General features: G+C 41.3%; 21 protein-coding genes and 1 tRNA gene. 15 read left to right on the plus strand and 7 right to left on the minus strand.

All coding sequences use genetic code 11. The annotated features are described in order from the left end of the window. The first annotated feature begins 73 nt into the window (after positions 1-73). The 6 genes from trxA to EFB00_RS09100 all read left to right on the plus strand — a co-directional run bounded on the left by trxA (position 74) and on the right by EFB00_RS09100 (position 6,897). The gene (gene trxA / locus EFB00_RS09075) at positions 74-388 is read left to right on the plus strand and encodes a thioredoxin (protein ID WP_122646507.1); all 315 of its coding nucleotides are present in this window, start codon (positions 74-76) and stop codon (positions 386-388) included. A 112-nt stretch (positions 389-500) separates the two neighbouring features. Beyond that, positions 501-1,868: a GNAT family N-acetyltransferase gene (locus EFB00_RS13810; protein ID WP_122646508.1), complete on the plus strand. Its 1,368-nt coding sequence runs from the start codon at positions 501-503 to the stop codon at positions 1,866-1,868. A gap of 171 nt (positions 1,869-2,039) precedes the next feature. Then, the gene (locus tag EFB00_RS09085; RefSeq protein WP_122646509.1) at positions 2,040-4,205 is read left to right on the plus strand and encodes a L,D-transpeptidase family protein; all 2,166 of its coding nucleotides are present in this window, start codon (positions 2,040-2,042) and stop codon (positions 4,203-4,205) included. A 148-nt stretch (positions 4,206-4,353) separates the two neighbouring features. Further along, the gene (locus EFB00_RS09090) at positions 4,354-4,701 is read left to right on the plus strand and encodes a PadR family transcriptional regulator (protein WP_122646510.1); all 348 of its coding nucleotides are present in this window, start codon (positions 4,354-4,356) and stop codon (positions 4,699-4,701) included. A 50-nt stretch (positions 4,702-4,751) separates the two neighbouring features. Beyond that, positions 4,752-5,651, plus strand: coding sequence for an ABC transporter ATP-binding protein (locus EFB00_RS09095; protein WP_122646511.1), 900 nt, complete (start codon positions 4,752-4,754; stop codon positions 5,649-5,651). Continuing rightward, a complete protein-coding gene (locus EFB00_RS09100; RefSeq protein ID WP_122646512.1) occupies positions 5,644-6,897 on the plus strand; it encodes an ABC transporter permease in 1,254 nt (417 codons plus the stop codon). Before EFB00_RS09095 ends, EFB00_RS09100 begins: the two co-directional genes overlap by 8 nt. A gap of 164 nt (positions 6,898-7,061) precedes the next feature. Here the strand turns inward: EFB00_RS09100 and EFB00_RS09105 are convergent, their stop codons facing one another. Together EFB00_RS09105 and gloA are read right to left on the minus strand one after the other, a co-directional pair. Further along, positions 7,062-7,769, minus strand: a complete 708-nt coding sequence (locus EFB00_RS09105; protein ID WP_122646513.1) for a gamma-glutamyl-gamma-aminobutyrate hydrolase family protein — start codon at positions 7,767-7,769, stop codon at positions 7,062-7,064. Positions 7,770-7,787: 18 nt separating this feature from the next. Beyond that, positions 7,788-8,162 carry a lactoylglutathione lyase gene (gene gloA, locus EFB00_RS09110; RefSeq protein WP_122646514.1) on the minus strand — a complete coding sequence of 125 codons (375 nt, stop codon included), beginning with the start codon at positions 8,160-8,162 and terminating at the stop codon, positions 7,788-7,790. Between the two features lie 163 nt (positions 8,163-8,325). Between gloA and EFB00_RS09115 the strand changes: the two genes are divergently transcribed. After that, a complete protein-coding gene (locus EFB00_RS09115) occupies positions 8,326-8,772 on the plus strand; it encodes an NUDIX hydrolase (protein WP_122646515.1) in 447 nt (148 codons plus the stop codon). 134 nt (positions 8,773-8,906) lie between these two features. Here EFB00_RS09115 and yidA read toward each other — a convergent pair whose 3' ends face one another. The 3 genes from yidA to EFB00_RS09130 are packed head-to-tail and all read right to left on the minus strand — an operon-like array spanning position 8,907 to position 11,904. Then, positions 8,907-9,719, minus strand: coding sequence for a sugar-phosphatase (gene yidA, locus EFB00_RS09120; RefSeq protein ID WP_122646516.1), 813 nt, complete (start codon positions 9,717-9,719; stop codon positions 8,907-8,909). A 9-nt stretch (positions 9,720-9,728) separates the two neighbouring features. Beyond that, positions 9,729-11,099, minus strand: a complete 1,371-nt coding sequence (locus tag EFB00_RS09125) for an HD domain-containing protein (RefSeq protein WP_122646517.1) — start codon at positions 11,097-11,099, stop codon at positions 9,729-9,731. Continuing rightward, the gene (locus EFB00_RS09130; protein ID WP_122646518.1) at positions 11,083-11,904 is read right to left on the minus strand and encodes a lipoate--protein ligase family protein; all 822 of its coding nucleotides are present in this window, start codon (positions 11,902-11,904) and stop codon (positions 11,083-11,085) included. The genes EFB00_RS09125 and EFB00_RS09130 overlap by 17 nt, the downstream gene beginning before the upstream one ends. 146 nt (positions 11,905-12,050) lie before the next feature. On the opposite strand from EFB00_RS09130, the gene EFB00_RS09135 reads away from it, so the two are divergent. Both EFB00_RS09135 and rpoE read left to right on the plus strand, forming a co-directional pair. Next, positions 12,051-12,482: a YwiB family protein gene (locus tag EFB00_RS09135; protein WP_122646519.1), complete on the plus strand. Its 432-nt coding sequence runs from the start codon at positions 12,051-12,053 to the stop codon at positions 12,480-12,482. A gap of 75 nt (positions 12,483-12,557) precedes the next feature. Continuing rightward, complete coding sequence (gene rpoE, locus EFB00_RS09140; RefSeq protein WP_122646520.1) at positions 12,558-13,163, plus strand: DNA-directed RNA polymerase subunit delta; 606 nt, start codon at positions 12,558-12,560, stop codon at positions 13,161-13,163. Between the two features lie 195 nt (positions 13,164-13,358). Here rpoE and EFB00_RS09145 read toward each other — a convergent pair. Further along, positions 13,359-13,430, minus strand: a tRNA-Arg gene (locus EFB00_RS09145). A gap of 53 nt (positions 13,431-13,483) precedes the next feature. On the opposite strand from EFB00_RS09145, the gene rpoN reads away from it, so the two are divergent. From rpoN to eno, 6 genes are all read left to right on the plus strand, one after another. Continuing rightward, on the plus strand, positions 13,484-14,803 hold the full coding sequence (gene rpoN, locus EFB00_RS09150; RefSeq protein ID WP_122646521.1) for an RNA polymerase factor sigma-54: 1,320 nt from the start codon (positions 13,484-13,486) through the stop codon (positions 14,801-14,803). A 167-nt stretch (positions 14,804-14,970) separates the two neighbouring features. Continuing rightward, the gene (locus EFB00_RS09155; RefSeq protein WP_206423475.1) at positions 14,971-16,062 is read left to right on the plus strand and encodes a sugar-binding transcriptional regulator; all 1,092 of its coding nucleotides are present in this window, start codon (positions 14,971-14,973) and stop codon (positions 16,060-16,062) included. A gap of 40 nt (positions 16,063-16,102) precedes the next feature. Beyond that, positions 16,103-17,104, plus strand: coding sequence for a type I glyceraldehyde-3-phosphate dehydrogenase (gene gap, locus EFB00_RS09160; RefSeq protein WP_122646523.1), 1,002 nt, complete (start codon positions 16,103-16,105; stop codon positions 17,102-17,104). A gap of 113 nt (positions 17,105-17,217) precedes the next feature. After that, positions 17,218-18,408 (plus strand): phosphoglycerate kinase, encoded by a 1,191-nt coding sequence (locus tag EFB00_RS09165; protein WP_122646524.1) that lies wholly within the window; start codon positions 17,218-17,220, stop codon positions 18,406-18,408. A gap of 196 nt (positions 18,409-18,604) precedes the next feature. Beyond that, a complete protein-coding gene (gene tpiA, locus EFB00_RS09170) occupies positions 18,605-19,360 on the plus strand; it encodes a triose-phosphate isomerase (RefSeq protein WP_122646525.1) in 756 nt (251 codons plus the stop codon). A gap of 115 nt (positions 19,361-19,475) precedes the next feature. Further along, entirely contained in the window at positions 19,476-20,789 is a 1,314-nt protein-coding gene (gene eno, locus EFB00_RS09175; RefSeq protein WP_122646526.1) for a phosphopyruvate hydratase, read from the plus strand. A gap of 113 nt (positions 20,790-20,902) precedes the next feature. On the opposite strand, the gene EFB00_RS09180 is transcribed toward eno, so the two are convergent. Beyond that, positions 20,903-21,811, minus strand: a complete 909-nt coding sequence (locus EFB00_RS09180; RefSeq protein ID WP_122646527.1) for a WaaS/CpsH family glycosyltransferase — start codon at positions 21,809-21,811, stop codon at positions 20,903-20,905. Positions 21,812-21,923 lie beyond the last annotated feature (112 nt).

Below are 21,923 nucleotides of genomic sequence, written 5' to 3' on the forward strand. Positions count from 1 at the left end.
ATGTAAGCAAAAAATTAGCAACAAAAAAAATCTGATGCTATAATAGGAACAGAAATTAAGAGGAGGCCAAACAATGGCAAAAGCAATTACAGATAAAACGTTTAAAGAAGAAACAGATAACGGATTAGTGTTGATTGATTTCTGGGCAACTTGGTGTGGACCTTGTCGCATGCAAGCACCGATCTTAGAACAATTAGCTGACGAATATGACGAAGACGAATTGAAGATCGTTAAAATGGATGTGGATGAAAACCCAGAAACACCTGCATCATTTGGTATCATGAGTATCCCAACATTGGTCTTGAAAAAAGACGGCCAAGTTGTTGAAAAAGTGATCGGCGTTCATACAAAAGATCAATTAAAACAATTGATTACCGCTCACGCGTAATCTCATCGATCAAAAGCCCAGGAGAGAACTCCTGGGCTTTTTTCATGTTCAAGTGAGGTCTATGGTAAAATAAAGCGATTAAAATAATGTAGTAGGAGAGGAGCGTATTTTTATGGATACGAAGCAACTAACGATACGTCAGGAAGGATTCGATGATCACGAAGCAGTCGAGTTTCTCACATTTAGAAGTTTTGTCGATCTTGATATTCCGGGAATGCCCAAAAGAAAGATACCAACTGAGCATTATCTCGTCAGTTTATTAAGAAAAGACCCTGATTTTATTCCTGAACTGGATTTTGTCGCAGTTTACAATAATGAAATCATTGGCAGTATCTTTTATAGTCGAAGCAAAGTTATCCGACCCAATGGCGCAGTAGTTGAAACAGTGACGTTTGGTCCGGTAGCTGTGAAGACAGAATTACAAGGCTGGGGAATCAGTTCGGCACTTATTCAGCACAGTCTGAAAAAAGCGAGAGAACTAGGCTATAAATCTCTTTTGATCATGGGACATGAAGCATATTATCCTCGTTTTGGCTTTGTTCCTGCTAGCCGATTCGGGATCACGTTAGAAGATGGTTCTTCTCCTGCTGCATTGATGGCGTTGGAACTTTCCGAAGGTGCTTTAGGAACGACTGGCGGAAAGTGGCTATATGCTGACGCATACACGCAAAGTGAAGATCAAAAAGCGCTAGAAGCGTACCATGAGCGTTTTTTGAAAAAATTTGAAAAACGGTTAAAAGGAGAAAAAATGACTAAAAATATCTATGATTCTCAGCAATTTTTTGATGAATATGCTGAGATGGACAGAAGCAAAGAAGGTTTGAAAGGCGCAGGGGAATGGGGGCAATTTCAAGAGCTGTTCCCGGATTTGACGAATCTAAAAGTTTTAGATATTGGCTGCGGATATGGCTGGCACAGCAAGTATGCAGCAGATAACGGTGCAAAATCCGTTTTTGCTTTTGACGGCAGTGTCAAAATGATTGAGAGGGCAAAAAAGCTGAATTCAGATCCGAAAATCACCTATCAAGTCCAAGATCTTGAGACGTATGCGTTCCCAGCGGAGACTTTCGATTTGGTTATTTCAAATCTTGTTCTTCATTACATCGAGGATTTAGAGGAGATCTATAAAAAAATCAATCGTACGTTGACTCCTGGCGGTATTTTTTTACTTAATATCGAACACCCGATCTATACATCTGGTGTCAATCAAGAGTGGACATATGGAGAAAATGGTGAAATCCTAAACTGGCCGATCGATAACTATTTTTATACCGGACAACGGGAAACCATATTTTTAGGACAACACGTGACCAAACAGCATCATACGCTGACCCAGATTTTGAATGGCTTGCTTTCAACTGGTTTTGTATTGGAAACTGTAGAAGAAGCGAGACCGCCTCAAGATATGCTGGATCTGCCGGGAATGAAAGATGAATTGCGGCGGCCGATGATGTTGCTGATCCGGGCGAAAAAAGTCTAGATAATAGATGCTTTGAGGAGAATCTCTCTTTTAGTAAAAGAGGTAAGATAATATTTATTGAGGTGTGCATTGATTTATTTGGAAGTATCTGGAATGTGGTTATCGTTTGTAGAGAATAAAAACCTCGTGTTATAATTAGATGAATTATTAATTAAAAAGAGGTGAGGTAGAATGAAAAAAGGGTTGCTGATTTTTTGCGCGAGTATCTTACTGACCACCTTCTATCCAATAGCCGGACATGCAGAAACGATGGTCGGAGAAGACCTGACGGAATCTACAACAGCGCCGCTGACTACAACTGCTGAAACTGTTTCTACGACCAGTACAACCGAAGAAAGCACTGTATCTTCTGAACCGATAGAACAGGAAACTGAAATCGACCAAAGTACAATACCGGAAGCGACATCTGCACCTGAAATGACGCTCAATGAACAAACCTCAAGTTCTACTCAAGAAACCTCGACTTCCAGTGAAGAAAAACCAAAACTCGAAATCTCCGCTCAAAAAACCGATCGGCAATATGTAAAAATCAATCGCGCCGCTGTTCTATACACATTGCAGGGAAGCGAACTGATCCCGACAAAAACGTTAGCGGCCTCCAGCCAGCTATTTAAAACAACAAAAAAAGCACAGGCAGCAGATGGTGAATTTTTAGCGATCTCTGACCAAAAAAACCAAGCACTAGGTTGGGTCAAAAAAGCTGAAGTGACAGTGCTGAAAGGCAGCTATGAAACAGTCAATCGATATGTCACTATCACGAAAAAAGGATATTCTTTTTGGCAAGATCCGAGTTTTGCAAAAGAAAATCTGAAAAGTGCTCCCTATTATCAGAAAACACTGCGAGTCGCTGAAGTGTTCCACCATACTAACGGTTCTGATTATTTAGCTATTTATCGCAATAATGGACAGTTTGTCGGTTATATCAATGCTAGCGGAACAGCCGCTGCACCAGGGCAACAAGGGATCTTTTTAAGCGACAACCAATACGCAACGATCACCAGCAAAAATTACACGATCTGGAATAATTTTAACTGGCAGAAAAAAGGGACCAGTGCCGCTTACGCCGGCAAAACAGTCAAAATAAAAGGTCGTTACGAGCATTACAACGGATCACGATATTATTCTTTATACGATTCAAAAGGCAAATGGCTGGGCTATATGAATGCCACTGGTCTGAAAGCTACTAAAAATCCGCAAGGTACTTATCAAAATTACGGCAAGTACGTAACGATCACGAAAAAAAACTATACGATCTGGGGCAGTTTCAACTGGAAAGTAAAGAAAAATACTACCACCAAAGTTTCCGGACAGACCTTCTTGGCAAAAGGAAAATACGGCCATTACAACGGCTCTACTTATTATTCACTATACAATAATAAAGGCAAATGGGTAGGATATCTCAATGCAAAGGCCGCCTCAGTCGCTAAAAATGCTGGCGGAATCTGGCAAAAAGAAACGAAAAAAGTCCGTGTCGTTAAAAAAAATTATACTCTTTGGCAGAATTTCAGTTGGCAGAAGCGTGGGAATACTACCAGCTATCATAACCAGATCCTGCAAGTAAAAGGCAAATATCGTCATTTTAACGGTTCAACGTATTATTCATTGTATACAACAAACGGCAAATGGTTAGGCTATGGTAATTCCGGTGCTTTTGGTACACCGAATGTCGTTTATTCACAAAAAACGATCAATCGTTTTGTAAAACTGACGAATGGTTCTGGAAACTTTCTGGCAAATCCTGATCCTTATAGCCGTGCTTTAGGAAAAAAATCTACTTATAAAGGGTATATGGCTCGAGCTATCAAGGAAGCGAAAACCAACAACGGAACTTTTCTATATCTAGTGATGCCAGGCGGAAATCTCGGCTGGGTCAAATCCAATCAAACGACTAGTGTACAGTCTAATTATTGGATGCATACCACTGGCGGCCGTTATCCTTCTTTGAAGGTGAAGAATCTGAATATCCAAGTTTCCGTCAGCAAACAGCGGGTCTATATCCGTTCCGGTTCTAAAACAATCTATACGATGATCTGTTCGACTGGCCTTTGGAATTATCCGACTCCTTACGGTAATTTCCGAATACAAGGAGAAAAAGGATTGTCCTTCTGGTACGGCGGTTCAGGCGGGGCATATTATCGTTCTTATCATCAGCATGGTGTGTACTTGTTCCACACAGTACCGATCGCTTATCCGGGAACTACGAATGCCTTTAATGCAAGAGAAGGGGCAAAATTAGGGATGCGGGCATCTCATGGCTGTATCCGTTTATCCGTGCCGGATGCAAAATGGTTCTACTATAATATTCCGTATAATACACCGGTCAAGATCTATCATTGATTTATGAACTGCTGATTTAAAACCAAGGCATGCATATACGCTGTCTTGGTTTTTTGTCTTGACAAAGATTGACAAACACTTTTACAGCGCTTACTATATCGTTATGTGATATATCGCTTGTTGACATATATTTTGGAGGTGGAAAGCAATGGAAGAAGCGTTGACAGATTCGACGTATTTGATATTACTCGCATTGCTCAAACCGCAGCACGGATATGCAATCATGAAAGAGATCAGCAAACTGACCCACGGAGCTTTTGAGATTGGGCCGGCAAGTATGTACACGATTTTGAAAAGATTGCAGGCACATGAAATGATTCAACTGGAAGAAAGCAATGATCGAAAAAAAATTTATCGTATCACGCAAAAAGGAAGAAATACTCTGGTCCGAGAAATTGAACGACGACGATTATTTTATAAGGCGGGAGCTGACTTGATGTCAGAAATCGAAGGGCAAGAAAAAGGAGTATCTACAAAACAGCAAATGGATCACTGATCTATTGCAGCTAATCATATTATGTAGTGATGGTCAGAAGGAGGAGCAACATGTTAGAAGCAAAGCATTTAGTCAAGACATTCGGCAGTTATACCGCTGTCGACGATCTGTCGTTTAACATTCAGGACGGGCAGATCATGGGATTGATCGGACAAAACGGAGCAGGAAAAACCACAACGTTTCGTTTGATTTTAGATTTCCTTAAAGCTGAACACGGCGAAGTATTATGGAACGGCAAGCCATTAAGTGCAAAAGAATACAATATCATCGGCTATTTACCGGAAGAAAGAGGACTGTATCCAAAGTCGTCGATTCAAGAACAATTGATCTACTTTGCTCGTCTACGAGGAAAGTCCAAACAAGAGATCGAGCCGAAGATCGATGAATGGATGGAAAAATTCCAAGTCAAAGGCAAGAAAACGGATAAAGTCAAATCGTTGTCTAAAGGGAATCAGCAAAAGGTCCAGCTGATCGCTACACTGATCCACGAACCGAAATTAGTAATCTTAGACGAACCTTTCAGCGGATTGGATCCGGTAAACGCGGAATTGTTGAAAAACGGTATTCTGGAGTTGAAAGAGAAAGGATCTTGCGTCATTTTTTCCAGTCATAATATGGATAATGTGGAAAAAATCTGCGACCATCTGATCATGCTGAAAAATGGACAAACAGTCCTTAACGGGAAAGTCCATGAGATTCGAGAATCTTTCGGTCGAACGAAAGTCTTTTTAGAATCCGATTTATCGAAAGAAAATGTTCAAGAGATCGCAGGGGTGCGTGACGTGAAGCAAAGAGAAGACGGCAGTTTGGAGATCACTTTGGAAGATCCGGATGCCGGAAAAGAAATATTTGCACAGGCGACAAAATCCGGCTATATCCCAATGTTCAACCAACAACCGCCAACACTGGAAGAGATCTTCAAATGGAAAGCAGGTGCCGTTCATGGATAAATTTTGGATCATCGCTAGCGATGTTTATAAAAAGAATGTCAAATCGATCTCTTTTCTGATCATGATCTTGATCCCGTTCATCGCGTTGGGTGTGTTTTATCTGGCCGGGATCTTTGCCGGAAATTCTTCGGAGATCAAAACGATCGGTGTCTACTCGCAACAAACACAATTAGCCAAAGCATTAGCTGAAAGTGATAACGATGATTATCATTTTAAAGCGCTGGATTCTGAAAAAAATGCACAAGAACAGTTGAAAGATGAAAAAATCGATGCATATATCGTGTTGGATGCTGAGACTGACAATGTCAAAGGGACGCTTTACAGCGAATCTTCCCTCGGGCAAACAACCGAAACTCTTATCCAGCAGATATTAACCAATCTGCAAAGCACCGCGCGGGCACAATCCCTTGGTCTGAATTCAGAACAGGTAGCCAGTTTAGTTCAACCGGCTGATTTTACGAAACAAAAAGTCAGCTTTGCCGAAGACGGACAAATGGAAGTTGGGGAAGACAATAGCACCACTCAATATATCGTAAGTTATGTCGGGACTATCGTGTTGTTTATGTTTATCATCACCTATGCCCAGATCATTGCCCAAGAGATCGCTTCTGAAAAAGGAACCAGAATCATGGAAGTTATTCTTTCAAGTACAAAAGCGCAGACCCATTTTTACGGCAAGCTGACCGGTGTTCTGCTAGTCGCACTGACACAAATCGGGTTGTATGGACTGATCTTTGGCGTAAGCTATTCAAGGATCAAAGAAATGGAATTTGCCAAACCATTGTTGGAAAACCTTTCTTTAGATAATATTTTTGGCCCCTTCTTGTACTTTACTATCATCTTTATCATATTAGGTGTATTGATTTATTCTGTTTTGGCTGCCCTTTGCGGATCATTAGTGAACAAAGCGGAAGACACCGCCAAAGCCATCATGCCGGTGACCTATCTTTCATTGGCAGGGTATATGCTGGGCTTGATTTTAGGTGCGGCGGATCCTACCAATGTGATCATTCGCGTGACGTCTTATATTCCGTTCATCTCTTCTTATATCATGCCGATTCGTTTGGCGAATGACACAGTATCAGTCGGCGGTGCGGCGATCTCTGTTGTGATTTTAGCAGTTGCGACGATCGTTTTGATGCTGGCTTCTGCACGGATGTATAAATCTAACGTCTTGATCTACAATGAAAATGGCGTCTGGTCCGCATTGAAACAATCTTTCTCATTGATGAAAAATGAAAAATAGTTTCCCAAAAAGCTTCTTAGTTTATTGATGCTGGGGGTTCATTTACTTAAAAGTACCAACTGAAATGTGAATAAAAAACTCCCAACGAGAGTATGATACCGGCATATCAAGCCGTGCATACACTATCGTTGGGAGTTTTTTTATGTGTTTGTTTTGATAATTCGTTAAAATTCATGAACAAAAAAATCAAAAATACTTTGTTCGCTAGGGATCACGGCATGAGCCAATTCTGGATGCCATTGGATACCCATGATTTTTTTCGCGGTGCTCTCGATGCCTTCGATGATTCCGTCAGGAGCAGAGGCAGTCACGACAAAGCCGTCTGCCAATTGATCAATCGCCTGATGATGGAATGAATTGACGCTGTAATTAGTACCAACGATTTTTGCCAACCGACTTTCAGGGGCGACTTGGATCGTATGGGTAGGGATCTGAAAAGGTGTCGGCAGCTGATCATGTTTTATCGCATGCTCTTTTAGTGAAAGGTCTTGCAGCAATGTACCCCCGAAAGCGACATTTAACAACTGCATACCGCGACAGACACCAAAAATAGGTTTGTCCTGCTTCAACGCTTCTTGGATCAAAGCAATCTCGAAGCGGTCTCTAGCAGGATAGACAGCTCCCAGTTTTTGATGAGGCGCTTGGTGATAAAACTCTGGCGCCACATCCTGACCGCCAGTCAATAATAATTTATCGATACTGGAAATATAGTATTGGATCGTTTCTGGATCTTCTGTAATGGGCAAGATCACTGCGATACCCCCTGCTTGCTGGATACCGTCAACAAAACTTTTTGGCGTGTAAGCAGTCCAATGGGCGTCCGGTACGCTCATAAAATGATCGTTGCCGCCAATTCCGACAACAGGTTTCATAACCAACGCTCCTAAAATTTATTTTTCTCGAATCACTTCGATTTTATACCCGTCTGGATCTACTACAAAATAGTAAGAAGGAGCAGTTCCTGGCAAGCCTTTTAGATCAGTGACTTCAAGTCCTTTTGATTTATGTTCTTCATGAAGTTTTTCCAAATCAGAAGTTGCGATAGCGATATGACCGTAGCCGTCCCCTAAATCATAGGCTTCATGATCGTAATTATAGGTTAGTTCTAATTCGTAAGAATCATTTGGTAATGTCAAATAAACAAGGGTGAATTTATTTTCAGGGAAATCACGGCGGCGGTTTTCTTCAAAACCAAACGCTTGCTGATAGAAATTTAATGATTCCTCCAAATTTTTTACGCGAACACAAGTATGTGCCATTTTCATAATAATCATCCTTTCGATACATTTTCTTCATCTTATCATAGTCCAAGAGTGTTGATAAGGATTACGCCTAAAATCCAAGGGTGTGAATATTCTGATAAATTTCTTGTGAAATATTTCTATATTGAGTAGAATAGGAGGTATTCAAAGTCATGGAGGGGAATCGATGGAACATCCAGTTTTTGGAAAAAAGGAAGAAAAAGAGTATACAGCACGCTATGGCGCTTATATCGTGATTGGCAGAAAGAACAATGAGGAGATCATATTGGTACAAGCACCAAACGGAGCATTTTTCTTGCCTGGTGGAGAAATCGAAAAAGGCGAGACCCATGAAATGGCTATTGATCGTGAAATGCTGGAAGAATTGGGGTTTAAGGTGGAAATCGGCGCGTACTTGGGAGAAGCGGTGGAATATTTTTATTCCAGTCATCGCGACACTTATTATTATCATCCCGGATATTTTTATTGTGCCGCGCGTTGGGAAAAAATCGCAGAACCGACGGAAACGACCAATCATATCTCTTGGCACAGTATCGATGACGCCATGCTGCTGTTAAAACGGGGCAGTCATCGCTGGGCAGTCCAACAGTGGTTGAAGCAGGAGAACAAATAGAGAAAAAAACAGCTCCAGCAGTCAAATGATTGCTGAAGCTGTTTTTGTGATGATTTCAGTAACAGTTTAAACAAAGTCGCTAAATTACTTTTGTTTTTTTAGTGTTGATTCATAGCTCTGTGTTTTTAATACTTTTAAAGCACAAATTTGCGAAATGCTTCAGCAACGCCGTCTTCGTCATTGGTGCCGATCGTTACATAATCAGCGGCGTTTTTGACTAATGGGATCGCATTTTTCATGGCGACACCAACACCGGCGTATTCGATCATCGTCAAATCATTTTCGTTATCACCGATCGCCATGATTTCATCCTGTTCTAGACCCAAATGTTCAGCAAGGCTTGCCAATGCCGCACCTTTGCTGGCTTTTTTATTCAGCACTTCTAAATAAAAAGGCGCACTTTTGACAACGGTGTATTTTTCCCGGAAAGATTGAGGAAGTTTCGCGATCGCGGCGTCTAAGATCTCTTGTTCATCGATCATCATGATTTTAATCATTTCGATATCTTCTTGCATCTCTTCTTGTGTTCGGTATTTTACCGGCATGTTGACTAAAAAGGATTCATAAATCGTATAAGGACTAAGGTCGCGATTGGCAGTATAAATCGCGTCTTTGCCGGAAACATGCAGGTGGACGCCTAATTTGCGGGCCATTACTTCGATCTCTAAATAATCTTCATAGGTCAATTCATAAGCAGAAATCACTTCTTCGGATGCTACTGATTGAACGAGTGAGCCATTATAAGTAATGACATAATCATCTTTGCCAGTCAGTTGGAGAAGCTCTAGTTCAGGCTGTACGCCCGGCAATGGTCGGCCGGTACACAACACGACTTTGACTCCGTTTCGATGAGCTTCTTGTAAAGCTTTTTTCACATTTTCGGTCAATTCCCGTTTGCTGTTGACCAAAGTACCATCGATATCGATGGCGACTAATTTGATTGACATAATTTCCTCCTAAAATGTGGATTCTACTAAAGCGCCATTATGAATATGGCTGGCGAATTCTCGGTAAGTATCGCTAAACAAATCATAATTGTCTTGCGTGGAAGGGTCAACCATTTCTTTTGGAAAGTAAAACCGCTGATCGATCTGTTCTTGTCCGGCGAGTGCAGAGACTAATTGGCTGACCTTGGAAAGTTCCAACAGACTGCCGTCTTTTTGCTGCAATTCGATCTGGGTCCGATGTTTGCCTAATTCAGGGCGATAAAAATCATAAGGCAAATCATAGCTTGAGTTGATCGCCGTATAATATTTTGGATTGAAACCGACACGTTCTACCAGATCCCGCAATTTTTCAATCAGCGGCAACTGATTTTCACCAGTGAAGGATGCGGATTTCAACGGTTTGCGATTTAGCCAGCGTTTTGCCAAGTCGCTCAGCACTACATCACTTTCTTCGCTCCATTGGATGAAATAGGTCGTTAGAACGCCATCGTCCAATTTCAGGTAATCTTCCAATGTGAATTGCTGCTTCAAAAATGGCAGCATCAGTTGCGAATGATGTTCAAAAATTTCCGGTGTTTCTTGGAAAAGTTCATGAGCACGATTCAAAAGATGTTCCAACAGGACTTCCATACTCCGGGAAACCGCATGGAAATATACTTGTACATACATTTGATAGCGGCTGACAATATAATCTTCTACCGCATGCATCCCGTTCATGGAAAATGCGATCCCGCCTTCATAGGGACGGATCACCCGCAAAATACGAGTTAGATCGAACGTTCCATACTCAGTACCAGTGTAATAGGCATCTCTTAACAGATAATCCATCCGATCCGCATCGATCTGGCTGGAGATCATTTGGACGACTTGAGGATTGGGATATGTTTTCGTGATCACACTGGCAACTTTTTCAGGAAAGCCTTCTTCGACCCGATTCAAGATTTGATAGACTTCTGTTTGCGGCGACGTGATGATCTCCACCGTGATGGCTTCATGATTGGTTTGAAAAATGTGCTCAAAGGTATGGGAAAACGCGCCATGTCCCACATCATGCAATAATGCTGCACAAAGCGTCACCAGACGTTCTTGGTCATCCCAACCGCCAGCACCGATTTTTTCGCGGGAAAAGTTCCGCTGGAAAATATCGCAGATGCGTCGGGAAATCTCATAAACTCCTAACGAATGGGAGAAACGGCTGTGTTCCGCGCCGTGAAATGTATAAGAAGTCGTGCCTAGTTGTTTGATTCGACGTAAGCGTTGGACTTCTTTTGAATTGATCAGATCTAAAATCACTTGGTGTTGGACATGGATATAATTATGGACTGGATCGCGGAAAACTTTTTCGATCGGCAGCAGCTGGTATTTATAAGGTATCGTCATCAATAAGCTCCTTTATTACTTGATTTCTTTGGATCATGCGGTTCAGTTTTTCTATATAGATGGCAGATAGATCTTCGTTTTTGATCCATTTTTGTGAATCAAGAGGGGCGTCTGTGATCTCCAAGGCATCTAAAAAACGCTGTTTCATTTCCTCAACAGTGATATTCTGATCCAAACATGCGGCGACAGTGGTCATACTTTCGGGACGGACAGGGGGATAGCCGTTTGTGCCGAATGTCGTTGGCAGGCTCTGCCGGTAAAATTCCCGTACGACTTTTCCGCGTTGAATCTGATCACCGTTGACACTTAGATACATCATTACAGCCACACCATCTTTGATCCGACGCTGGGCAGTTCCCGCGATTTTTTGTCCATTCACACTGAAATCATATTTTCCGGGACAATAGGAATCTGAAACCTCATAGGCTTCGATCGAAAGTTCAGGTAAAGCTTTTTTCGTAAAAGCAAGCATTTGTTCGTAAGCCTGGTCTGTGGTCCATTTTTTATCAGGATTTGGCAGAACAAGCGAGATATTCAAAATGCCGCTGTCGGCAATCACACCCAGACCGCCGGAATTACGAACAACTGGCGGGTAGTCAGCTTGCACCAGATGCGCTACACCTGCTGGAAGATCTTCGACTCGTGTATCCTTCATCCCTAAAATCATTGTGTGTTCCAATTGCCAAAAATGGAGGAAGGACTGCTGCTTGCGATCCGCGTTGTCGATCAACAGATCAGTCAAAGCAAATGGACTATAAGCCTGCTTATATGTATAAGGTGCTTGATCAATCAAAATTGGCTGCATAAAAAAACTCCTTTTCTTTATCCTCTTCATTATATACGAAAACAGTCAAAAAGCAGTACTCACTAAGCTTTTTGACCGCAACGTTTGACAAATGATCGAAAACTGTGAACAATAAGCATAAACAGATGATAAAGGAGCAAAAAAAAATGGATATAACAAACGGATTGCCGATTTCTATAAAATTAGCTACAAAAGTTCGGCAACACGGGGAAACGCAAGATTTTATTTTTGATCTGCAAGGACAAATCGTCAAAATGGGGGACACACTATATATCCGTTATAAAGAGGTCCAAGAAGATGGCGAAGTGCCGGTAACGATCAAATTGCTGCCTGATGGGACAGTTCATCTGACGCGTGCAGGAGATATGCGGATGCGTTTGAAGTTTGTTTATCAAGAAAAAATGGAAACTTCCTATAAAACGCCTTATGGCATGATGTTTTTCAGTACGTTTACTAAAAATCTCCACGTGAGTTTGAAAGAACGACCAACCGCAGGCAGCCTTTATATTGACTATGATCTTTATATGATGGATGAACGAATTGGCGAGTATCAAATTTCTTTGGATTTTACGGCATGATTTTTAAAGAAAAAATTGCATTTTAAACGACATTTTTGTATGATAAGGGGTAGACTGTGAAAGGACGTGTCCTAATTGGAAATTAATGTTTTTGAAGGTGTCAATAGAAGCGAATTATCCATGATCGAAGTAGCTCATGCGATTTTAGAACAACGCAGCGATGTGATGGAATTTTCAGATTTGGTCAATCAGATCCAAACCTACTTAGGAAAATCAGATAGCGAAATCCGCGATTCTTTGGCACAATTTTATACTGACTTGAATATTGACGGCAGTTTTATTTCTCTAGGTGATAATCGTTGGGGCTTACGTTCGTGGTACGCGATCGACTCGATCGATGAGGAAGTCAATCATGGCATCGACGAAGAAGACGAAGATACACCACGCAAACGCAAACGTAAAAAAGTCAATGCCTTCATCAGTGACGACGAAGATGCGATCGACTATAACGATGATGATCCGGAAGATACCGATTTAGTAGATGACGATGATGATAAAGAATTGTATGATGACGATGATGACGAAGACGAAGAAATCGCGGCATACAACTCAGACTTGCAAGAAATCGGCGCTGACGATGATACCGATGATGAGGAAGTAGTTCCTGGAAACATCGAAGAAGATTTGACGATCATCGACGACGAAGATGATGATTTTGATGATGATGAAGAGGAAGAATAGCGCAAGCTATTCTTTTTTTTGGAGAAATGTTGGTTTGTAAACATAGTATTTCATGACAAAAAAAGAGAAGCGCGAACGCTTCTCTTAACTATCAGTCCTATTTGAGTTGTTTAGCGGCAAGATGATGTAAACCGCTTTAAAACAAGACTTTGCAACGCTTTGAAATTTAAAGTATAATCAGAACAGTTGCTAGAACGCGTCCTGAGGGAATCGAACCCCCGTCTCAAGAACCGGAATCTTACGTGATATCCACTACACTAAGGACGCATCAACGAATACTAGTTTAGCGAATTTTAAGATAAATTACAAGGGGAAAAACGATGAAATTTGAACAAAGTTTTTCACAAAAGCAAAAACAGACACAAAAATTGGCTATGACGCAGAAATTGCAGCAGTCGATCCAAGTGTTGCAATTCTCGATGGATGAATTAGTTGAATTTGTAGAAACAGAAGCACTAGCCAATCCATTGATTGAAATCTCGGAGCCTAATTACACATTGAATTATTCCAAGCCGCGCTCCTCTTCTGGAAAAGAGATGGAATATTTAAGTCAAATCCCTGATAACACCGTGTCGCTGTTTGAATATCTGATCGACCAGATCCATCTTAATTATCGAGATACATATTTGAGAACATTGGTATTGTTTTTGGTGGAATACATTGATTTAAACGGTTATTTGAAGATCTCGTTAGAAGAGGCTAGCGAAACGACCGGAGCTACGATGGTCCAAATGCTAGATGCATTGACATTGATCCAACAGTTAGATCCAGCAGGTGTGGGCGCCCGTGATCTGAGAGAAAGTTTGATGCTGCAAACGGAAAGAGATGATTTTGCTCCGGTGCTGACCTATATCATCTTGGAAGAAACTTTTGAAGAGCTGGTCCAGCGAAAATGGGATCTGATCGCTAAAAGATTCAACATCACGTTGCACGAGATCCAGCAAGTATTCGACTATATCCAAACATTGACACCAACTCCTGGAGCAGTATTCGGTTCTACGGAAGGACTGTATATCATTCCTGATTTGACGGTAAGGATCAGTGAGGGACAGATCCATTTGACCTCCAATCGCCAAGGTGTGCCGGAAATAAAATTTCAGCATCATTACTTCGAACAGATGGCACAAGCCAAAGATCCTGAAGTACTGAAATATTTAAAAGAGAAGCAGCAAGATTTTGAATGGCTTGAAAAAACGATCCAGCAACGCGGCGACACGATCTTGCGAGTGGGTGAAGCGATCATCCGCCACCAGCAAGACTTTTTCTTTGATAAAGCACGGCCTATAAAGCCTCTCATTTTAAAAGAAGTGGCAGAAGAGTTAGGAATCCATGAATCTACTGTCAGCCGGGCCGTCAATGGAAAATATCTGGAGACCGACTTTGGCGTGTTTGAATTAAAGACATTCTTTAGTCAGAAAATAGCCAGTCGTACAGAAGACGGCGAAGATCTATCGACTGATTCTGTAAAAAAACGATTGAAGGAATTGGTGGATCAAGAAGACAAACGCAAGCCGTTGTCAGATCAAAAGCTGGTAGAACTGCTGAAAAAAGAAGCAATCGACATTTCTCGACGGACCGTCGCCAAGTATCGTGATGCTTTGAAAATACCAAGTTCATCCAAACGGAAAAGATTTGATTGATTTTTTTCAGAAAATGATTTACTATACACCACGGAGCTGAAAAAATAGTTTTCGTGGTGTTTCTTTTTTGAAACAAATTGCGTAAGTTTATCAGTTGCATAAAACGTTCCAAAGTGATACTATACCACTGTGAGGCTAAGTCAAAGATCCAATTTTTTTTATAGTAGATGGGTCGGTTTAAGTCTATGACGGACAAAAAAAGTCCCACGGAGGAGTTTACCATGCTTGATGAATTGAAATTGATTGAAGCAGTTGCTCCAGATATCCTTTCAGTATTACAAGAGCGCTTCAAGATCTTGCGTAATATTTACTGGATGCAGCCGATCGGACGGCGTAATTTAGCCGAAAGTCTAGGCATGACGGAACGCGTTTTGCGTACCGAAACTGATTTACTGAAAAGACTCCAATTGATCGATTCGTCAAAAAGCGGAATGGCATTGACAAAAAAAGGCCAGGAAGTTTATGACGCGTTGAATAAAGTAATGGATCAGCTTTTCGGCATGCATCAAATCGAAAAAAAATTGACGGATTACTTTGGCAACGAACGCTGTTTAGTCGCTGCCGGCGATAGCGATCAGCAAAGCAAAGTCGTTGATAAATTTGGCGCTATTCTTAATGAATCGCTGGATCTGCTGCTTCCTGAAGGTGAAAATATCATCGCTGTGATGGGCGGCACAACAATGGCGACAGTAGCTGAGAACTTGACTAATCTGGAAAGCAAGCGACGTCACAACTTATTCGTTCCTGCGCGAGGCGGGATCGGCGAGGCAGTGACCGTGCAAGCAAATTCAGTCAGTGCAGTTATGGCGATGCGGACAAACGGCGATCATCGGGCACTTTATGTTCCCGAACAATTAAGCTCTGCAACCTATGATTCACTTCTTCGAGAACCCTTGATCATTGAGGTGTTAAACTTGATAAGTGAAGCTAATTGTGTTATTCATAGTATTGGACGTGCTTTACACATGGCGGCTCGAAGAAAGATGTCTGAGAGCGAGATTTTGATGTTAAAGCAGAACAATGCGGTAGGGGAATCATTCGGCTACTTTTTCGATGAAACTGGAAAAGTTGTCTACAAAGTTCCGCGGATCGGTTTGCAGTTGAAAGATCTGCAACACATCCCTATAATTCTGGCAGTCGCTGGCGGGAAATCTAAAGCCAAAGCGATTCACGCCTATATGAAAAATGCTCCAAAACAAACGTGGCTCATCACTGATGAAGCTGCTGCTAATGAGATTTTAAAAGGGGCAACCCTTTAAAATAAAAATTTTTTTGATTTTCATAAGGAGGAAATCTTAAATGACAGTTAAAGTAGGTATTAATGGATTCGGACGTATCGGACGCTTAGCATTCCGTCGTATCCAAGATGTAGAAGGAATCGAAGTAGTAGCGATCAACGACTTAACAGACGCTAACATGTTAGCTCACTTGTTAAAATATGATACAACTCAAGGTCGTTTCAACGGTACTGTAGAAGTTCACGAAGGTTCATTCAACGTTAACGGAAAAGAAGTTAAAGTTTTAGCTAACCGTAACCCTGAAGAATTACCTTGGGGCGAACTAGGTGTTGAAATCGTTCTTGAATGTACAGGTTTCTTCACATCTAAAGAAAAAGCTGAATTACACTTAAAAGCTGGTGCTAAACGTGTAGTTATCTCAGCTCCTGGTGGTAACGATGTACCAACAATCGTTTACAACACAAACCATGAAACTCTAACTGGTGAAGAAACAGTTATTTCTGGTGCTTCATGTACTACAAACTGTTTAGCTCCTATGGCAAAAACATTGAACGACAAATTCGGTATCGTTGAAGGGTTAATGACAACAATCCACGCTTACACAGGTGACCAAATGACTCTTGACGGACCTCATCCTAAAGGCGACTTCCGTCGTGCACGCGCTGCAGCAGCAAACATCGTGCCTAACACAACTGGTGCTGCTAAAGCTATCGGCTTAGTTATCCCAGAATTGAACGGTAAATTAGACGGAGCTGCTCAACGTGTTCCTGTTGCAACTGGTTCATTAACTGAATTAGTTACTGTTCTTGACAAAGAAGTAACAGCTGACGAAGTAAATGCAGCAATGAAAGAAGCTTCAAACGAATCATTCGGTTACAATACAGACGCTATCGTTTCTTCTGATATCGTAGGTATGACATATGGTTCATTGTTTGACGAAACTCAAACAAAAGTTCTTACAGTTGGCGGCAAACAACTTGTTAAAACAGTTGCTTGGTATGACAACGAAATGTCTTACACTGCTCAATTAGTACGTACCTTAGAATACTTCGCAAAATTATAAGATTCACGTACAACTGTAGAACAAAACATTGCACGATGAAAGCGGGGAAGCGACGCGCTTCTCCGCTTTTTTTTCAAGAATGATGTATTTTTACTATTAGGAGGAAATCTGTCATGGCAAAAAAAACCGTTCAAGATATCGATTTAAAAGATAAAAAAGTCCTTGTCCGTGTTGACTTCAATGTTCCTTTGAAAGACGGCGTGATCGGTGACGATACACGTATCAAAGCTGCATTGCCAACAATCAACTACGTTTTAGAACAAGGCGGCAAAGCGATTTTGTTTTCACACTTAGGTCGTGTAAAAACAGAAGAAGATAAAGCCGGCAAATCATTAGCACCTGTTGCAAAATGCTTAGGCGAATTATTAGGAAAAGAAGTAACCTTCGTTCCTGAAACTCGCGGCGCAGAATTAGAAAAAGCAGTTGCTGACATGAAAGCAGGCGACGTTGTTGTCTTCGAAAATACTCGTTTTGAAGATGTAGACGGTAAAAAAGAAAGCAAAAATGATCCTGAGCTAGGCAAATACTGGGCTTCATTAGGCGATGTGTTCGTTAACGACGCATTCGGTACAGCTCACCGCGCCCATGCTTCAAACGTAGGAATCGCTTCAACTGGTATCCCAACAGTTGCTGGATTCTTGATGGAAAAAGAAATCAAATTCATCGGCGAAGCCGTTGAAAATCCTAAACGTCCAATGATCGCGATCCTTGGTGGCGCGAAAGTTTCTGACAAAATCGGCGTAATCGAAAACTTGATCCCTAAAGCAGACAAGATTTTGATCGGCGGCGGTATGACATATACTTTCTACGCAGCAAAAGGAATCAGCATCGGTAAATCATTAGTTGAATCAGACAAAATCGAATTAGCGAAAAGCTTGATTGAAAAAGCTGGCGACAAATTGGTATTACCAATCGACAACGTATGTGCACCAGAATTTTCAAACGATGCAGAAACAAAAGTCATCGAAGGCGATATTCCAGAAGACTTGATGGCATTAGATATCGGACCTGCTTCTGTTAAATTGTTTGCTGATACATTGGCAGGCGCTAAAACAGTTGTTTGGAACGGACCAATGGGCGTATTTGAAATGTCCAACTTTGCAAAAGGTACGATCGGCGTTTGTGAAGCAATCGCTAACCTTGAAGGCGCAACAACAATCATCGGCGGTGGCGATTCAGCTGCAGCTGCTGAACAATTAGGCTTTGCTGATAAATTCACGCATATCTCTACAGGTGGCGGTGCCAGCTTAGAATTGCTTGAAGGTAAAGAATTGCCTGGACTTGCAGCTATCAACGATAAATAAAAAAATTTTGGAACTGGCGTTCAGCTAGTGCAACAGTGAAATGTCCGAGCTATATATAGATTGTCCCTGCTGTTTAGTAGGTACGCCGAATGAGTTGTCATGAAACGGTTTGATCGATGAATAGTTCGGGGATTTTTCACTTGTTGCCGACTTTGTTCCGATTTTGTGTAAAAAAATTAAAAGGAGTGTCGCTATCATGCGCAAACCAATCATTGCCGGTAACTGGAAAATGAATAAAACTGCAGCAGAAGCAAAAGAATTTGCTGAAGCAGTCAAAACAAAAATCCCTGGAAACGACAAAGTGGATTCAGTTATTGGTTCACCAGCGTTATTCTTACAAACATTAGTAGAAGCAGCAAAAGGAACAGATTTGCAAATTTCTGCTCAAAACAGCTTCTGGGAAAACGAAGGCGCCTATACAGGTGAAACTTCACCTGCAGCATTAGCTGATCTAGGTGTTCAATATGTGATCATCGGTCACTCAGAACGCCGTGAATATTTCCACGAAACAGACGAAGAAATCAACAAAAAAGCAAAAGCAATCTTCGCAAACGGTATGACTCCTATCCTTTGCTGTGGTGAAACTTTGGAAACTTATGAAGCAGGTAAAACTGCTGAATGGATCGAAGGACAAATCACTGCTGGTTTAGCTGACCTGTCTGCTGAACAAGTTTCAAGCATGGTTATCGCTTACGAACCAATCTGGGCAATCGGTACTGGTAAATCTGCTGATGCAACGATCGCTAATGATATTTGTGGTGTTGTTCGTCAAACAGTTGAAAAACTTTATGGCAAAGAAGTTGCTGACAAAGTACGTATCCAATACGGCGGTTCAGTAAAACCTGAAAATATTGCTGAGTATATGGCAAAAGAAAACGTTGACGGTGCTTTAGTCGGCGGTGCCAGCTTACAACCTGACTCTTTCTTAGCATTGTTAGATGCTGTAAAATAGTTTGAATTCTTTCATGTAAAGAAATTTCTATTTGCAGAAACAAGAAAAGTCAACTAAAATTGTTCCTAAGGGAGATTCCCTTTAGATAAACCAAACTCAAAGGAGAGAAACAAACATGTCAATTATTACTGATGTTTACGCACGCGAAGTCCTTGATTCACGTGGTAACCCAACAATCGAAGTAGAAGTTTATACTGAATCAGGCGCATTCGGACGCGGAATGGTTCCTTCAGGTGCTTCAACTGGGGAATACGAAGCTGTTGAATTGCGTGACGGCGACAAAGCTCGTTATGGCGGTAAAGGTGTAAGCAAAGCTGTTGACAACGTAAACAACATCATCGCTGAAGCTATCGTCGGCTACGATGTTCGTGACCAAATGGCTATCGACAAAGCAATGATCGCTTTAGATGGTACTCCTAACAAAGGTAAATTAGGCGCAAACGCTATTCTTGGTGTTTCTATCGCTGTTGCTCGTGCAGCTGCTGACTATTTAGAAGTGCCTCTATATCACTACTTAGGCGGATTCAATACAAAAGTTTTACCAACACCAATGATGAACATCATCAACGGCGGATCACATGCCGATAACTCAATCGACTTCCAAGAATTCATGATCATGCCTGTTGGCGCACCAACATTCAAAGAAGCTCTACGTATGGGTGCTGAAGTATTCCACGCATTGGCTTCTATCTTAAAAGGCAAAGGCTTAGCTACTTCAGTTGGTGACGAAGGTGGTTTCGCTCCTAACTTAGGTTCAAACGAAGAAGGTTTCGAAGTAATCATCGAAGCTATCGAAAAAGCTGGCTATGTTCCTGGTAAAGATGTTGTTCTTGCTATGGATGCTGCTTCTTCAGAATTCTACGACAAAGAAAAAGGTGTTTACGTTTTAGCTGACTCAGGCGAAGGCGAAAAAACAACTGACGAAATGATCGCATTCTACGAAGAATTAGTTTCTAAATACCCAATCATCTCAATCGAAGACGGATTAGACGAAAACGACTGGGAAGGTACTAAGAAATTAACTGATCGTCTAGGCGACAAAGTTCAATTAGTTGGTGACGACTTGTTCGTAACAAACACTGCAAAATTATCAAAAGCTATCGAAAAAGGCGTAGCTAACTCTATCCTTATCAAAGTTAACCAAATCGGTACTTTGACAGAAACATTCGAAGCAATCGAAATGGCTAAAGAAGCTGGCTACACTGCAGTTGTATCTCACCGTTCAGGTGAAACAGAAGATTCAACAATCTCTGACATCGCAGTTGCTACAAACGCTGGCCAAATCAAAACAGGTTCTCTATCACGTACTGACCGTATTGCTAAATACAACCAATTACTACGTATCGAAGACCAATTAGGTGAAGTTGCAGAATACAAAGGAATCAAATCTTTCTACAACATCAAAAACAACCCATTCGCTGGTAAATAATCCATCGATGACTAAGCACTTTCTGTGAAAACAGGAAGTGCTTTTTTTGTGGAATACCTGCAAAAAAACTCTTTTGACTGATCACTGGGATCGTGTCAAAAGAGTTTTTGTTATTACAGATCAGAGACATTTTTAAGAAAAAGTGTAGGGTGGTATTCAAGCTCGCCATAATCCACATCTTCTTTTAAAAAGCGTTGCGCCCAATTTATCGGCTGGTAGAATTCTTTGATTTCAGATGGAATCGGAACGCTAGGTTTTTTCAAAAAGTTTGGCAGCTGATCTAAAGGATCTTTTCCTACAACAAAGATGTTATCTGGATGATAAAAACGATAGTGCTCGATGACAGGGTTATTTGTTACTAGTTTGATAGGCCAATAGATAGTTTCTAAACTGCGCAATGTCAATCCTGTTTGACCAGGGCGCATCAGTTCGACAGTCGCCTGTGCTTCCAGTGTCTTTTCCAAATATTCATGATAAGGCATGAAACCTGCCTGACGGTGGCCGCCGATTCCAGATAAAAAGTGGAAATAGTAGCTAAGCTGCATATCATCAAAAGCCTGCTGTAGAAAGTCAGCTTCTTTTTTGCGACCGCTGTTGGTAGCGCCTAAAAACAGATCGTATTTTTTTTCGATAGTATCAGGATCAAGATCTGGTTTACGATAAAAGGAAGAGTTATGTTTCAGATTGTATTGTTGTGCTTCTAACGCATCAAAATGGTAGATATCGTCGATTGCGGCGCTTTTTTGGGCTTCTCGGAGTAACTCTAGGTGAGTTTCCGTCAAGTGATTCCAGAAAAATAAAATGATTTTAGCCGGTGTATAGCCGCGTAATTTTTCCGCCATCGCTACTTTGAAACCATAATCCAAAAAGACCACCAACTCAAGCTGCGCTAACTGAGAAATGTTTTCTTTATAATACTCATTGGTCAACAGGCGAGAACTGCTGACGACAGTAAATTCGGAACAAGCGGGGAAAAAATATAAGTTTTCATCATTGACTACAAGTAAAATTTGTTCTTTCATGTGACACCTCCTACTTATGAATCATAACATTAGTTGAAATCGCTTAACAAAAAATTTGCTTAGGAGTTGATGATTGCAGTCGGTATAAAGATAACAACATTATGGAAACGAA

Origin of the sequence: Enterococcus mediterraneensis (genome assembly GCF_900604485.1) — a bacterium.
GTDB lineage: Bacteria > Bacillota > Bacilli > Lactobacillales > Enterococcaceae > Enterococcus_C > Enterococcus_C mediterraneensis.